Below are 16,015 nucleotides of genomic sequence, written 5' to 3'. Positions count from 1 at the left end.
TGTATAAATTCATTTGGCATATATACTGCTATAAAATACAGCAATCTCACAATTCATATTATCTCGGATAACAAGATTCATATGCATTTTTCATTTTAAAGATATGTTAATAGAATGTCTCCGGTGTTTTTTAATAAATTGCTTCTGAAAAAATCCACTTCTAATAAAAACAAGCCAGCAGGAGACTGCTGGCTTTAAATCTGATCACTGTATTTTTTTCTGTAAATCTGGCACTTCTATTATTGCTGGTGCTGTTTGTTTCATCATTCCTATTGGATAACCAATGATAGCTCCCAAAATGGCTGGAGCAATCCATCCTAATCCCACTGAAGAAAGTGGCAAATAGGAAAATAAACTATTTATTGCTTCAATCTGCACGCCTGCTGCATTTAACCCATCAAACAAACTTACGATAAAGGTTAACCCCAAGCTGCAAATATAGACTTCAGACAAACCTTTAAATGCATTATGCATGAATGTAAGAAAAATCAAGCATATGGCCAAAGGATAAATAGCAGTTAATACAGGAACTGATATAGCTACTAAATTGGCAAGTCCTACATTAGCAACCATCGCACTAAAAACAGATAAAACAATCACAAATGTTTTATATGAAATTTTTGGAAGCAACGTATTAAAGTAAGCCGCACACGCAGTTACGAGGCCAATGCTCGTTGTTAAACAAGCCACAAGAACGACAAGCCCCAACACCAGACTGCCATATGATCCAAAATAATAGTGAGATACTGCTGCTAAAATAGCACCTCCGTTATCAAATACCCCAATCGCTTCCACACTGGAAGCTCCAAGAAAGGCAAGACCTGCGTAGATCACAGCGAGTAAACCAGCTGCAATGAAAGCAGACTTCATAACACTTGTCATCATTTCTTTTTTACTATAAATACCAGTAGAACGTACGGCATTAATAATAATGATTCCAAATACAAAAGATGCCAATGTATCCATCGTCAGGTAACCTTCCTGAAAACCTTTGAAAAATGCATATTCCGTATAATTTTCAGCTGGAGCAGTCAGGCTTCCCATCGGATTAAACAAAGCTACAAGAATTAATAAAGCAATAAATATTAATAAAATCGGTGTCAACAATTTACCGACAATATCTATAATTCTTCCTGGTCTTAACGCAAAGAAACATGTAATTGCAAAAAAGATAACAGTAAATATCACCATAGCCATTGTGCTATTCATATTTCCGATTAAAGGTTTCACACCAATTTCAAATGAAACCGTTCCTGTCCTCGGCATCGCGAACAATGGCCCGATTGCTAAGTAAAGCACCGTTGTAAAGATTATTGCAAATATAGGATGAACATTTTTAGCCATCGAATATAGATCATTTTTACCTGAAAACCCAATTGCCAGTACACCTAACAGAGGTAATCCCACACCAGTTACGATAAATCCCAGTGTAGATTGCCATACATTCGTTCCTGACATTTGTCCCATTAATACAGGGAAAATTAAATTTCCAGCTCCAAAAAATAAGGCAAAGAGCATGAAACCGATTGCTAGTGTTGTAGACCTACTCTTTCTATTATCCACATAAAAAACCTCCCGTTCAAATCTTGTTGGTCATTTTAAGTTTTCTGATAATTCTAAACATTTTTAATATAACATTGTCTAGTTTAACATAGATGTTAAGATTATTCAGACTTTTTGCTTCACTTTTTCACTGTGATGCTGACATTCACTAAAGTATTCCCTATATTACAAGTGATTATAGTAACTGTGCCCTAAAAATGCAAGAGATTCTTAAAAATTAATATAAAGGTAATTTTTATCACCCAGAAAGTGAGTTTTAGAGGTTCCATAAATCCAATTTAATATTTCTTCTAAATTTACCTTCTTACATACAAAAGAAACCTTCTTCATAGAAAGAATAAGGTTTCTTTTGTATTTGCTGACTAGTCAATAACTTGCAGCCTACTATTAATCTACAAAGTATTCAGCATATTGGCTATCTGACTTTAGTAAACTATTCCAGTATTTTTCTGGTCCTAATATATGTTGGCTAACAGCCTCATCAATTTGGTCCACTTTTTTATTTTCGATAATATCAATAATATTTTTATGTTGTTCAATGATTTCTGTATAATCATATTTGATCTCCGATAAAAGTCGGATTCGATTATAATGTGTGCTTAGACGGTTAATAGCATCCCATATATGTTCTTTTTCCTGAGCTTTATAAAATAGGGAGTGAAATTCCTGATCTAATTCATGAAAGGTTCTTTCCACGCCTTTTTTACCTATGAAATTTTCCTGTAAACTGATAACCCTCTTTAACTCTAATAATGTTTCTTCAGTAATAGATTCGCAGGCTAACTTAAGAACTTCTTTTTCAAGTACAGAGCGCATAAATGCTGCCTCTTTAACCAATTTATAATCAATTTTCGATATATATGAACCGACCTGCGGCCATACTTCAACCAAATGTTCCTCTTTTAATTTTCCGATTACCTCTCGAATCGGTGTACGGGAAATTCTTAGTTCATTGGCCAATTCAATTTCACTAATTGCTTGTCCTGGTTTCAATTCAAGAGACATAATTCCATTTTTAATAATTCTATACGAATAATGTTTATTATTTTCTCCAGGTAATTTGGGTGTCACTGTCAACATCATGATTTCTCCCTTATATAAACATATATAAATCTCATAATTCATTACTCCACACGTAACCAATATACCTATGTATTTTAATTATCATCATATTCCAAACATTTTTCAAGCAATTCAAACAAAAAGAGCTGAGACGACTGGTTAGGCCCGACAAGCATAAGACGAATACTCGAAGGGTGTTCTTCTCCCGTAGAGTATTTACTTATGACTCGAGGGACTAGGAGTCGAAGCTGGATTACAACAAAAAGAGCTGAGACGACTGGTTAGGCCCGACAAGCATAAGACGAATACTCGAAGGGCATTCTCCTCCCGTAGAGGATTTGCTTATGACTCGAGGGACTAGGAGTCGAAGCTGGATTACAACAAAAAGAGCTGAGACGACTACATTAATGAACAAAGGCTATGAACGCCACGTCGTGTGGCAACGTCTTTGTGACCTACATCCTGCAGGCCTCCGACAAGCATAAGACGAATACTCGAAGGGCGTTCTCCTCCCGTAGAGGATTTGCTTATGACTCGAGGGACTAGGAGTCGAAGCTGGATTACAACAAAAAGAGCTGAAACGGCTTGCCCAGAAGCGAGGAGCATAAGACAAAGGCACGTAGGGGATCTGGTAAAGGAACAAAGACTAAGAACACCACATCCTGTGGCAACGTCTTTGTGACCTACATCCTGTCGACCTCCCAGCAGCTACATTTATGTCAGTATTATCTATCTAATGTCCCTTCTCTATTTCGACATATTCCCGTATTAGATTGTTGTCATAAGACGAAAATCTATTGTTAACTGATATACCTCTGGGATAAAAGAGGGGGCGGATATCACCTTAAAGATTGGTAAATTAACAAAACTCCTTCCCTATTTCCCATTTTCTATATAGTTAGAGTGACTAAAGGATATGATTTAAATAGTTCGGTAAGCCTGATGACTTATTTTTATTATACTAGCATATTCATACTCTTCCACCCTCTCCATTTCACCGACTATATCCATATGAAATAGACAAGAATTATTTTTTTCTAAACAGGTCCTGATTAGTATGACACCTGCAGGACGGGAGAAAGTGTATACAATGATTCATTTTCATTTCTCCGAGCATCCTGGCGACATTTAGTGACAGTATATGACTGCTATTATTCGTTATGGTAGAAATACCAGCATGATTCCTATAATTCGATCTTACTTAACAAGGAGGTGCAAATATTCTTGGTATATTGGCAATTTAGTAAAATAGAATAGGGAGGGAAACATGTTGAAAACGAAAAGAAAAAAAGTTTCATCACTCATTCTTACATCTATTCTCATACCATCATTGCTACTTACTACAGGTTTTAATTCTTCAACCTCATCTTCTGCTGCTTCCTCAGAATCCATCCATAGTTCAGCAAAATCTACAATAGTTCAAAATAGCAGTAACAAAATCTCCAAAGATCTTCAAAATAAATTTAAAGATGATGTTAAAGTTACTTTTTTAATCAAACTTAAAGAACAGGTAGATACAGCCAAGGTTGCTAAAGAAGCTACTTCAGCTGCAAAGAAGCAAAAGCTCTCATCAGCTAAAACGACCCTGTCTAAACGATCTTCCATCGTCACAAATCTTCGGGCAACAGCTGAAGAAACTCAGCATGAGCTGAATAACTTTTTAGAGAAACAAGAGAAAGCCGGTAACGTTAAGGATATCCAGTCCTTTTACATCGTAAACGGTATGGCAGTTACGGCCACAAAAGAAGTGATGGAACAAATTGCGACATTTCCAGAAGTTGATAAACTACTACCGAATGAAACAATTCAACTTATACAACCAGTTAAACAGTCAAAAGCGGAAAAACCATTAATTGAATCCGATAAAAAGGAGACTTCCTCCAAAGTAAAAACGAAGGCAGAAACCTCCTCTATCGAGTGGAATATCGAAAAAATTAGTGCTCCACAAACTTGGGAGATGGGAATTGATGGTGCTGGAACAGTCGTAGCTAGCATTGACACAGGCGCACAATGGGATCACCCATCTTTAAAAACAAAATATCGCGGCTACAACCCGGCTAATCCTGATAATCCTAATCATGAGTTCAGCTGGTTTGATGCTACTTCGACAAACAACCCCGAAGCATTTGATGATCACGGCCATGGTACCCATACAATCGGAACAATGGTTGGCTCAGAGCCAAATGGTTCAAACCAAATCGGTGTAGCTCCTGGCGCTAAATTCATTGCGGTTAAAGCCCTTTCTGCATCTGGCGGTGGCACTAATGTTGATTTACTAGAAGCTGGTGAGTGGGTTTTAGCTCCTAAAGATGCAAATGGTACTCCACACCCTGAATATGCACCTGATGTCGTAAACAATTCATGGGGTGGCGGACCAGGCTTAGATGAATGGTTCCGACCAATGGTTCAGGCATGGAAAAATGCAGATATCTTCCCTGAATTTTCTGCCGGAAATGACGGAGGAGGAGCAGGAACTATAGCCGCTCCATCCAATTATCCTGAATCTTACGCAACTGCCGCAACAGATATCAATAATGCTTTGGCAAGCTTTTCTTCAAGGGGACCTTCTCCATATGGTGGAGAAATGAAACCAAATATAGCAGCACCAGGTGTAAATATTCGTTCTGCGGTACCTGGAAACGGGTATGATTCCTGGAATGGCACATCAATGGCCGGACCTCATGTGTCCGCAGTAGTTGCCCTGCTTAGACAAGCTGATTCGAGCTTAACTGTTGATCAAATGGAAGAGATTATGAACTTAACAGCAACACCATTAACTGACAGCGCTTATCCAGAGTCACCTAATTTTGGATATGGTCATGGTTTGGTAAATGCTTTCGATGCTGTCTCTTCAGTTGTAAGTGGTTTAGGAAAAATTAAAGGAACTGTCTCTAAAGAAGGTGACGACACAGAGGCACCTGATATTGAGACTGAACCTGTTACCACTTCTTATAAAGAAATGGATCTTACTCTTAACGCAACCGCTGAAGATGATATTTCAGTGACATCGGTTATTTTAAAATATAAAAAAGCTGATGGAAGCTGGGCAGAAGTAAACGGTGAACGTGTCACTGGAGATCATAAATCCGGTGAATACGAAGCAACAATTCCTGGTGCTGATTTAACCGGAGATTCAACAGAATACAAATTTATCGCCTATGATTTTGGAGGTAATTCAAAAGAGACGGGTGCTCATACAGTTACGTTACTTCCGGGTATTACAGTTGGATATGAAACGGATTTTGAACATAATCCGGTAGGATGGACATCGTATGGCACAAATAATTCTTGGGAATGGGGAGTACCAACAACTGGCCCTGGAGCTGCATTCTCAGGTGAAAAATTATATGCAACCAACCTGACAGGAAATTATGCAAATAGCTCTAATATGAGCTTAGAAATGCCGCCAATCGATCTTTCTGAGGGAGCCAGCTACTTGCAATTCAAACATTGGTATGAATTGGAAAGAAACTACGATTTTGGGCATGTATTTATATCAACGGATGGTACCAACTGGACACAGGCAGCGCGTTTCAATAATACATCCGGAGGTTGGATTGATGGGGAAGTAGATTTAAGCGAATACGCAGGACAACGTATCTACATTTCCTTTAACGTCACAAGTGATAGTTCTATCCCAAAAGCTGGATGGTATTTGGATGATATCAAATTATCAGCAGTGCCAATCCAACCGGCTAAAAAAGCTAAACTTGGTGTGACAAAAGAAACAGATTCCAGCAAAAAAGCAGCAAAAGAAAAAGTAGATCCAGCAAAAATCAAACCAGCAACTGAAAAAGAAAGCCCAAAAGCTGATAAACCTGATAATGAACAACCAGCACCAATGCTATTGCCAATCCAAGCTCATGTAACCGTCCTTGAAACGGGACGTTCTGTTTACACAAATCCACAGGATGGTTCCTATGAGTTAACCCATGCAACCGGAGACTACACTGTAAAAGCGGAAACCTATGGATTCCAATCCCAAACACAAAGAGTAAGTGTTGTAGATGAGGGAATAGCTACTGCTAACTTTACATTACAGGAAATCCCTAAAGGGACAGTCAGCGGTACGCTTACCAATAAAGTTACAGGCAATCCAGTTGCTGGCGCCACAGTTTATCTCGTGGAAGATGCTGCAGTCGTTCCAGTGACAACGAATGGAGATGGAGAATATTCGATTACTGCATATGAAGGTACCTACACACTTAAATTTGTTGCACCATCTTACTACAGCTCTGAAACAACCGTTACAATTGATGAAGGAGAACCAGTAGTTAAAGATATAGAGTTACGCCCATTCATTGGCTATGCCGGAGAGATTAAATATGATGACGGTACGGCTGAAAACGCCAGAGCCTGGAATGCTTCAGGCAATAGCTGGGCTGTTAAAATGTCATTAAGTGAAAGTGAAGATCAAGCTCTTGTAACTGGTGCACTCCTTCGCTTCTGGGATACTACATTTCCAACCCCAGGCGGAACTGATTTCCAAGTATCCGTTTATGACACCAGTGGTGCCAATGGCAGCCCAGGCAATAAGTTAGCCGGACCTTTCAACAAAACAGCTTTACGTGATGGTACCTGGACACATGTTGACCTTTCCGAACATAACATCATGGTAGAAGGTGACTTCTTCATTGTCTATACTCAACCAAATGCAAATCCAAATGCACCTGGCTTGGCAACTGACGAAGATGGGCCAAATGCCAAACGCAGCTGGCAAAGTGTAAGCGGAGCATGGTCTCAATCACCGGAGGCTGAAGGAAACTACATGATCCGTGCGACCGTCAACTATGAATTACAAGTACCATCCATCACTTCACCTAAAGATGGATCGTTTACGAATAAAAAGTCTGTTACAGTTGAGGGTAAATCTTCTCCTGAAACAACGATTGATTTATTCAATGACGGTGAAAAAACTGCTACCACAGAATCAAACGCAAGCGGCGACTTCTCTGTTGCTGTTGAATTGAATAATGGTGTAAATACACTGACTGCGAAAGCAAAAACAGATGTCGGTTCAACAGACCCATCTGAACCAGTTACGATTACACTTGATCAGGATAAACCTGAACTGACTATTACTTCACCGACAGACGGTTCTAAAACAAATAAAGAAACCGTTACAGTTACAGGGACTATCACTGATGTCAATCTGGATTGGGTGAAAGTAAATGGTCAAACGGCAACTGTAAGCGACGGGAAATTCAGCAAGCGTATCCTTCTTGATGAAGGTATCAATGAAATTACTGTCCAAGCTAAGGACAAAGCAGGAAACAGTATTAAGAAAATTATCACACTTGATGCCAATTATACGGCACCTGAACTTTCCAACCTACTCCCTGCTGAGGACAAAGTATTGGAAAGCGGTGATTCTGTCAAAATCGAATTTGACAGTGAACCTGGACTAGACGCTACCTTCTCAATCCTAGCTCCAGTCACAAACGTTGGCGTATCAAATGCACTTGAGCTTCCAATGCGTGAAACATCTGAGGGACACTATGTCGGATACTATACTGCCACCAAAAACATCAAAGCAAACGGTGCAGCAGTACAAGTAACCGCAGAAGATGACTATGGTAATAAAACGATTGAAAGAGCGGAAGGATTGTTATATATAAACGCTCCGCAATAAAATTATGAAAGCACAAGTGCATGAGCACTTGTGCTTTCTTTTTTGGACAGTCCGAATTTCAGGTGGATTCTCTTACTATTTTTCAAATGGCAATCTTGGATTCTCATCTTGATAGATAGAATACCCAGATCCTACATTTTCCATTTCTGAGCATTTTTCATTATTGCATGCAAACTGATAAGTCTGCTTGTCAGTACGAACAAATACCCCAAAATAGTAAGGGAAGACTCCGCCATCAAATTTATTCATATCTGCATTGATTGCCATAATGTTTTCTTTAGTAGCTAATTTTTGATAGTCTGTACTTTCGACTGTATTTTGAACCATCTCACTAAGAATAATATCCTCTTCTGAATCACGTTCATACCATTGATTAACCAGAACCCACTTCCCTGCTATATATAGATTTATACCTAAGCTGATAATCAATAATATAAACACAATCTTATTCTTCATATGTATACACCCTTCTTTATCTAACTACGTTTCTCTGTCAAAACAAAAGAAACCGCTATCAAATTACCATACTGAAAGTCCTATTATTCCAACGATAGCGCATCATAGGAATCTATTAATAATCCGGATGTTTTGTAATATTGCTGAACCATATTTTCAATCGCCGCAGGGTATCCAAGACTCCCATTAAATTTGTTAACACTACACTATCAGCTGCTATTGTTTCTCTAACTTCCATTCATCTAAATCCCCCAATTCAATGAGAAATAGAATAAAATGATGACCATTAAATCTTTCGAACATATCTCAGTGTCATATAGTTTTCTTCCTCAATATTTCCATGTCCATTCTGCTCATTTTTGAAAACAAACCCTCTTGCTTCATAGAATGGTATTCCTTTTTGATTCCCCTTAGCCACAGAAACCCATTGTTCATTTGCCTGATATACTTCTTTTTGCTGCTTTGTAAGAACATTTAATAACCTTGTCCCAATTCCCTCATTACGTCTTTCAGGATTTAGGTATAAAACAAATACCTCCCCAGAAGTCTCACCAATCATTCCGCCCCCAATTGCCCCAATGACTTCATTATCTTCTATAGCCACGAAATACCCTCCCCAGTCCCTGCCTGTATCATTTACTTCCTTCAAAATTCTTTCATGATTATAAAACTCTTTTATCACTCTCTTAATATATTCTTCAGACCTTAAACCATTATACGTAGCCCAATATCCATCACTGCATACTTTCGAAATCCCCTCGGCATGGCTTGCATTCGCTTTTAGTATGTCAATCATCTTTCCATCCCCTCATTTTATTATCTATAAGATCCTTTGAAAGTTCACTTTCCCATACAGTTTTCAACAAAAAGACCATTAATCCTTCAAAAATCAATGTCATTAGCATTAATAGCAGTCCTACAATCGATGTTCATAAAAATCCAAATGAAAAATGGCTAATATAAAATGCCTGAAATGTACAAAATATGAAGAACACAAACTATAGAGACTACACAGGAGGTACATATGAACCAACTCTTAGAAAGTGCAAGGGCCATGCAAGATGAGTTAATCCAATATAGAAGAGAAATTCATCAAAATCCGGAAGTAGGCGATCATCTTCCTCAAACCACGAAATACGTGATGGATAAGTTAAAGGAATTCGGCTATGAACCAAAAGAAATCTGTGAAAGTGGGATTGTAGCACTGGCGGGGAAACCTGATGCAAAGAAAACATTTTTATTACGGGCCGATATGGACGCTCTTCCAATTAAAGAACAGACAGATTACCCGTTTAAATCAACAAACGGAAATATGCACGCCTGTGGGCATGATATGCACACAACTATGCTACTAGGGGCTGCCAAATTATTAAAACAATATGAGAATGAACTGGAAGGATCTGTTAAGCTCGTATTCCAGCCAAATGAAGAAGGCTTCAAGGGTGCTAAATTAATGTTGAAGTCGGGAGTTTTAGAGAACCCAAAAGTCGATGCAGCAATGGCCTTACATGTACATTCCGGCACACCAACTAATACGATATTATATGGGCTTGGAACCGCAATCGCAGGTTGTACAATCTTTAGAATTACTGTAAAAGGTGTTGGATGTCATGGAGCTATGCCGGAAACAGGTGTTGATCCGATTAATATTGCAGCGCACATCTATACCTCTATCCATGAAATCATAGCAAGGGAAATCGCAGCAACCGAATCCGTAGTTATCACCATCGGAAAATTCCAAGCCGGAAGTACTCATAATGTGATTCCTGACCAGGCTATACTGGAGGGGACCATTCGTTATTTAAATGTAGATTTAGGAGATTTTATTTACAAAAGGTTAGAGAAAATAGTCACTTCAACAGGTGAAATGTTCAGGGGTGAAGCTAATATAGAGGTCGTTGCATCCGTTCCTCCATTAACGAACGATAAGAACTTAGCCAATCAATTGTCCTCTTATGTGAGTGATGTTGTCGGTAAACAATCTGTCATTTCTTTTGAGGGCGGAGGGATGGGTTCCGAAGATTTCGCTTCATATTGTTATCAAGTCCCTACCGTTTATTTTTTACTGGGAGCGGGCACAAAAGATGAAGACCCTCATTATGGACTTCCGATGCATCATCCACAGGTAATTTTTAATGAAGAAATCCTACCAACCGGTGCAGCCATACATGCCCATACGGCAATGATGTGGTTAAAAGCAAATCAATAGAGAAGCAGTAAGAGTGTGGCAAAGTTCTTTAAAGGATGCCACACTCTTTTAAATCTATTGTTGTTTATAATTATAAAGACTTTTTAAATATAGCTGTCAAAAAACCTTCCTCAGTAAATACATCATTCGATGAATCCATTTGTCTCATGTTTCTTATTTCAATTTCCTTAAAATCTTTAAAGATGTCCCTTAATTTTTGCTCCGTAAACCCCAAACCTCCTTTTAGGCTCCATAATCTATACACATCCCAATCGGTTATATCTGATCCGCCATACTTCCCATTTTCAAGAAAACAGGTAATACCTAACAAACCATCTGTTTTTAGAGCTCTTTTTATTAAATTGATATAACTAATCCTGCGATGAGGTGCTATATGATGAAAGCATCCTGAATCAAACACGATATCATAGCTTCCTTCATCAATAGCTAAATCAAATATATTATTATGTATAAAGTTGATTGCCAAACCACTCTCTTTCGCTCGTTCTCTTCCCCACTTCAGACTTTCTTCTGATGAATCAACGGCATCAACATGACAACCTTTTTCTGCAAAAAATACTGCATTTCGACCAGGACCACATCCCAATTCGAGCACTTTGCTCTCCGAAACAAATAAGCCCTTTTTGAAATACTCCAATAAGTTTTCATCAGGCCGATTAGAAAAAAAAGGGACATTCCGGTTACGATCCAAGTAAAATTGATCCCAGTCAAACCCGGTTTGTTCTTTTAATAATTGATCCATCATCATCAGCAAATCCTCATGACTATAAAGAGCTTCCATACTTAAACCTTCCTCTCCAAATTGATCCACGCTTCCCTAATTACCATTTTATAACAAACGATATATTCAGATTACATTACTATTAGATTAATTTGGTATGAACATTCACCTGTACGGCGCCTAATATAATATAAATGTTCACAAGCTATATTGAGACATTTAACATATATTAAGTTCCCAGGTTAACCGCAACCACTTCTTTAAATAAATTTGGTTATGACAAAAAGTCCATGATTATCATGGACTCGTAGATTATGCCAGAGCACCCTCTGGATTATAGGCGGATATATCGATATCCGTTTCCTCTCCAACGATCAGTTTTGCGAGCTGAGAAGCGATAAATGGACCCATCGTCAAACCTGAGGCACCCAAGCCATTTATGACATAAAGATTATGGTGATTTGGCATGCGGCCAAATACAGGAAGGAAACCTGGCGTAAAAGGTCTGAAGCCGACCCTTGTTTCAGTCAAGCTTGCATCCGCAAGATCGGGAGCAAGCTGAATGGCTTTACTCAGCACTTCTTGGACGCCTCCTGCCGTTATTCTGATATCCATTTTTTCATCGTTTTCATGCGTAGCACCAACTATTATTCTTCCATCTGGAAAAGCAAGCAAATATTGATCATTCGGAGGAATGATTACTGGCCAATCATGTGTTTTGGCAGTATGAACCTGCAAATGACAAATCTGTGCTTTTTGGAAGCTGACTTCCATTCGATAGCCGAGTGGTTCTAGCAATTGTCCAGCCCAAGCGCCTGCAGTAACTACGACTTTTTCCGGTATCCATTCTTCATTGCCGGCTGTCACAACGATTTGCCCTGCTTCCAAAGAAAGCTGTGCTTCAGCTGATACGAAACGGGCGCCGTATTTTCTGGCTGCTCGTTGCAAGGCATTTCGTAAAGCCCGGCCATCGACGCGAGCAGCACCGCTGACATGCACAGCTCCATATCCCTCCGCAAGTAAAGGAAATAACTGGCGTGCTTCGTTTTCGTTAAAACGGGTTATCTTACCCATCTCCGGTGCATCCGTTCTGCGCTTTTCAGCACGTTGCTGCATTGCATCCAGTTTTTTGAGATCCTCATGCAGGCTCAACGCACCTACACGTTCATAACCCGTCTCAGTTTCTCCATCACGACGGAGTTCCTCAATGATTTCTGGATAATAACGAGCACCGCCTTTCGCCAGCTGGTACCAATCTTTATTTCGCCGCTGGGACAGCCATGGACAAACGATCCCTGCTGCAGCATCTGTCGCTTGCCCTTTATCAAAGCGATCGATCACTGTTACTTTTAAGCCCCGCTTCGCAAGCTTATATGCGGTAACCGATCCTGCTATACCTGATCCGATTATTGTTATATGCATATCGAACATCCTTTTCTTCGTTTAGCTACAATATACCAAATATACCATAGCATATCGGTCATTTTTCAGTATTATAATCGAATGAGACAAAGTAAAAGTGAGAAGGAAAAATAAAAAGTCCAGTATGGAATGGCAATTCCTTTATATGGACAAGGCAGCCAGCTTGCATAAAAAAACCTCTCATCTGAGAGGTTTTTTATTCATTCAATTAAAGCAAATACTAAGCGCTTCGATTATTACTCGGCTTTTGTCGGAACCCAGCCTTTTGTCTGCAGAATGATGTTCCAAAGCGGATCTGGAATACCGTGTTGATCTTCACGGGCAGGATCGATCAGGCGGATGATTTCGTCTTCGCGTCCTTCTTTGAGCTTTGTGACGAATTCCGGATCAATTAATAATTCACGTCCCATAGCAATCAATGGTACTCCCGTGGCTTTGGCTGCAGCTACGTCTTCGGCAGAGTACAAGGATCCGACACCGATTAAAGGTAGTCTGTCATTGATGCGTTCCTTGATCAGGTCAATCCGTTTGGCATTCGTATCCGCACCGCGGCGCGCTGTGGAATGGAAGTCCATCAAAGATACATGCAGGTAATCCAATGGTTTTTCTACTAGAGCATCAATCAGCTCAAGTGTTTCTTTCATCGTTAATCCCGGAGTTTCCGGTTCCTCAGGAGAGAAGCGGTACCCAACGATGAAGTCTTTGGAGCCATGTTTTTCAACAGCATTTCTGACTGAGTCAATGACAGCCAATGGGAAACGCAAACGCTCGCCCCATTCATCTTCACGACGATTGGAGAATGGAGAATAGAACTGCTGAATAATATAGCCGTTTGCACCATGAATTTCGACGCCATCAAAGCCGGCTTCAATAGCACGACGAGTTGCTTCGCCAAAATCATCAACGATTTGCTGTACTTCTGCAGTTTTTAATGCGCGTGGTGTAGCTGCGCCTTCTTTTTCTACAGCGCTTGGAGCAACCACATCCCCATTCGGTACAAGATCAGTTAATGCTTCCCGTCCGCCATGGTGAAGCTGGATGATCGCTTTAGCTCCTTCAGCCTTTATTGTATCTACTAGTTTCTTTAGACCTGCTATATCTGTATCGCGTACAATGGATGGCTGTCCGGGGAACGCCTTTCCGCTATCGGATACATTGGTTGCAGCAGTGATGACCAAGCCGATCTCCTTGGAACGCTGTGCGATGTATTCAAGTTCCTGATCGGAAATCGTACCATCAGGATTAGAAGAGTAATGTGTCATTGGAGCAAGTACGAACCGATTTTTCAACGTAACGCCATTTGGCAGTGTTAAGCTTTCGAAAAGAGATGTATATTTTTCATTCATTGGAATCTATTCCTCCTCTATATGAACCTTATTCTAGTGAGTTGTGAAAAAGGTAGCAAACAAAACGCTCATTCGTAAGTAAGTGATGATTAGTAACATACTGACATGAAAGAAGTTCATCGCTGACTTGTTGGGTTTCAGCAGTGCTGTCATCCTTGTTGACAGATATCACCGAACTGATCCCCGTGATAAACAACAGAATTTTCCAAACCGGTACAATGAAGATTGCAGGTTTTTTTAAACAAAAATTTAGAACGATGATTACATTTATGATTGAGTTACAAGTTCCATAATGCCCTCCTTTTTATAATCCCTATAAAAAAGGCATTCAAACTGCTCATGATTATTCAACCAAAATTTAATCCTGAAAATTTAGTTATGTATTTGTAATAAATTTTACATCTTTTTCACCTAAATGATATTGATAATCGTTATCATTTGAATTATACTAATAGTAGAACACATCATAAATGCCATAGAACACAAATAAATCCCCCCTCTTTGCATAAAGGTCTCAAGGAAATAATCCTTGAGACCTTTAGCTATTTATCTTTTTCTAAACCCTATCATTTCCATATGTTTCTCGCCCTTTGTTATGATTGAATTATTACATGCTAAGGGGGTTTTTGTATGAATGAAAAAGTTCAGTTAGGTAAAACAGACTTACTTGTAAATCCGATTGGTCTTGGAACAAATGCTGTTGGAGGACATAATATCTACCCAAATCTCGATGAAGAAACAGGACGGGGAATCGTACGGACTGCCATCGACCATGGTGTGAATTTTATTGATACTGCCTATATTTATGGTCCGGAACGATCAGAGGAATTAATTGGAGAAATCGTTAGAGAAAAAGGCAATCGAGAAAACCTGGTTATTGCAACAAAAGGAGCTCATAAATTTGTAGAAAATGAAGTTATTTTTGATAACTCCCCTGAATTTCTAAAAAAAACTGTGGAAGATAGTCTGATTCGTTTGCGAACAGATTACATTGACCTCTTCTACATTCATTTCCCAGATCAAGATACTCCAAAGGATGAAGCAGTCGGCGCCTTAAAAGAACTGAAAGAAGCCGGAAAAATCCGTGCCATCGGTGTATCTAATTTTTCATTAGAACAATTAAAAGAAGCCAATAAAGACGGATACGTGGATGTGATTCAATCTGAATACAATCTATTTAAAAGAGATGCTGAAAAAGAGCTTCTTCCTTATACTGCTCAACACAATATTTCCTTTGTTCCATACTTCCCGCTTGCCTCTGGCCTATTAACCGGGAAATACACAAAGCATTCCACTATTGCTGACGGACGCTCCCGTAACCCATTATTCCAGGGAGAACTGTTTAATCAAAACCTAGCAAAGGTGGAGCAGCTTCGTAAAATCGCGAATAATAAAGATGTTCAAATTGCTCATCTCGTCCTTCAATGGTATTTGGCACAGGATTCGATTGATGTAGTCATTCCTGGAGCAAAACAGCCGGAACAAGTGATTGATAATCTTAAAACACTGGATGTTACATTATCTTCTGAAGAAATCCAACAAATCAGTTCAATATTCGAATAAGACACCAAAAACAGCCGCATTAATAGCTCAGCAACCCAATC

At 39.3% G+C, this 16,015-nt stretch carries 11 protein-coding genes; 3 read left to right on the top strand and 8 right to left on the bottom strand.

Features of this window, described 5'->3' with window-relative positions; all coding sequences use genetic code 11:
• Positions 1-204: 204 nt before the first annotated feature.
• Together brnQ and AC4G3K_RS15355 are read right to left on the bottom strand one after the other, a co-directional pair.
• Positions 205-1,563 carry a branched-chain amino acid transport system II carrier protein gene (brnQ, locus tag AC4G3K_RS15360; RefSeq protein WP_491133856.1) on the bottom strand — a complete coding sequence of 453 codons (1,359 nt, stop codon included), beginning with the start codon at positions 1,561-1,563 and terminating at the stop codon, positions 205-207.
• A 387-nt stretch (positions 1,564-1,950) separates the two neighbouring features.
• The gene (locus tag AC4G3K_RS15355) at positions 1,951-2,643 is read right to left on the bottom strand and encodes a GntR family transcriptional regulator (protein ID WP_491077899.1); all 693 of its coding nucleotides are present in this window, start codon (positions 2,641-2,643) and stop codon (positions 1,951-1,953) included.
• Between the two features lie 1,249 nt (positions 2,644-3,892).
• On the opposite strand from AC4G3K_RS15355, the gene AC4G3K_RS15350 reads away from it, so the two are divergent.
• Entirely contained in the window at positions 3,893-8,257 is a 4,365-nt protein-coding gene (locus AC4G3K_RS15350; protein WP_491133855.1) for a S8 family serine peptidase, read from the top strand.
• A 75-nt stretch (positions 8,258-8,332) separates the two neighbouring features.
• Here AC4G3K_RS15350 and AC4G3K_RS15345 read toward each other — a convergent pair whose 3' ends face one another.
• From AC4G3K_RS15345 to AC4G3K_RS15335, 3 genes are all read right to left on the bottom strand, one after another.
• Positions 8,333-8,713, bottom strand: a complete 381-nt coding sequence (locus AC4G3K_RS15345) for a hypothetical protein (protein WP_491077897.1) — start codon at positions 8,711-8,713, stop codon at positions 8,333-8,335.
• Between the two features lie 115 nt (positions 8,714-8,828).
• A complete protein-coding gene (locus AC4G3K_RS15340) occupies positions 8,829-8,951 on the bottom strand; it encodes a hypothetical protein (protein WP_491077896.1) in 123 nt (40 codons plus the stop codon).
• Between the two features lie 48 nt (positions 8,952-8,999).
• The gene (locus tag AC4G3K_RS15335) at positions 9,000-9,509 is read right to left on the bottom strand and encodes a GNAT family N-acetyltransferase (protein WP_491077895.1); all 510 of its coding nucleotides are present in this window, start codon (positions 9,507-9,509) and stop codon (positions 9,000-9,002) included.
• A 228-nt stretch (positions 9,510-9,737) separates the two neighbouring features.
• Here AC4G3K_RS15335 and AC4G3K_RS15330 point away from each other — a divergent pair, with 228 nt between their 5' ends.
• Positions 9,738-10,922, top strand: coding sequence for a M20 metallopeptidase family protein (locus AC4G3K_RS15330; protein ID WP_491077894.1), 1,185 nt, complete (start codon positions 9,738-9,740; stop codon positions 10,920-10,922).
• A 70-nt stretch (positions 10,923-10,992) separates the two neighbouring features.
• Here AC4G3K_RS15330 and AC4G3K_RS15325 read toward each other — a convergent pair whose 3' ends face one another.
• The 3 genes from AC4G3K_RS15325 to AC4G3K_RS15315 form a co-directional block, all read right to left on the bottom strand.
• Entirely contained in the window at positions 10,993-11,703 is a 711-nt protein-coding gene (locus AC4G3K_RS15325; RefSeq protein ID WP_491133889.1) for a class I SAM-dependent methyltransferase, read from the bottom strand.
• A gap of 252 nt (positions 11,704-11,955) precedes the next feature.
• On the bottom strand, positions 11,956-13,065 hold the full coding sequence (locus AC4G3K_RS15320) for an NAD(P)/FAD-dependent oxidoreductase (RefSeq protein ID WP_491133854.1): 1,110 nt from the start codon (positions 13,063-13,065) through the stop codon (positions 11,956-11,958).
• Positions 13,066-13,301: 236 nt separating this feature from the next.
• A complete protein-coding gene (locus AC4G3K_RS15315) occupies positions 13,302-14,411 on the bottom strand; it encodes an NADH-dependent flavin oxidoreductase (protein WP_491133853.1) in 1,110 nt (369 codons plus the stop codon).
• 630 nt (positions 14,412-15,041) lie between these two features.
• Here AC4G3K_RS15315 and AC4G3K_RS15310 point away from each other — a divergent pair.
• On the top strand, positions 15,042-15,974 hold the full coding sequence (locus AC4G3K_RS15310; protein WP_491133852.1) for an aldo/keto reductase: 933 nt from the start codon (positions 15,042-15,044) through the stop codon (positions 15,972-15,974).
• The last annotated feature ends 41 nt before the right edge of the window (positions 15,975-16,015 follow it).

Source organism: Bacillus sp. z26 (assembly GCF_058313635.1).
Note: the sequence above shows the minus strand (reverse complement) of the source record. Positions and strands in the feature narration are given on the sequence as shown.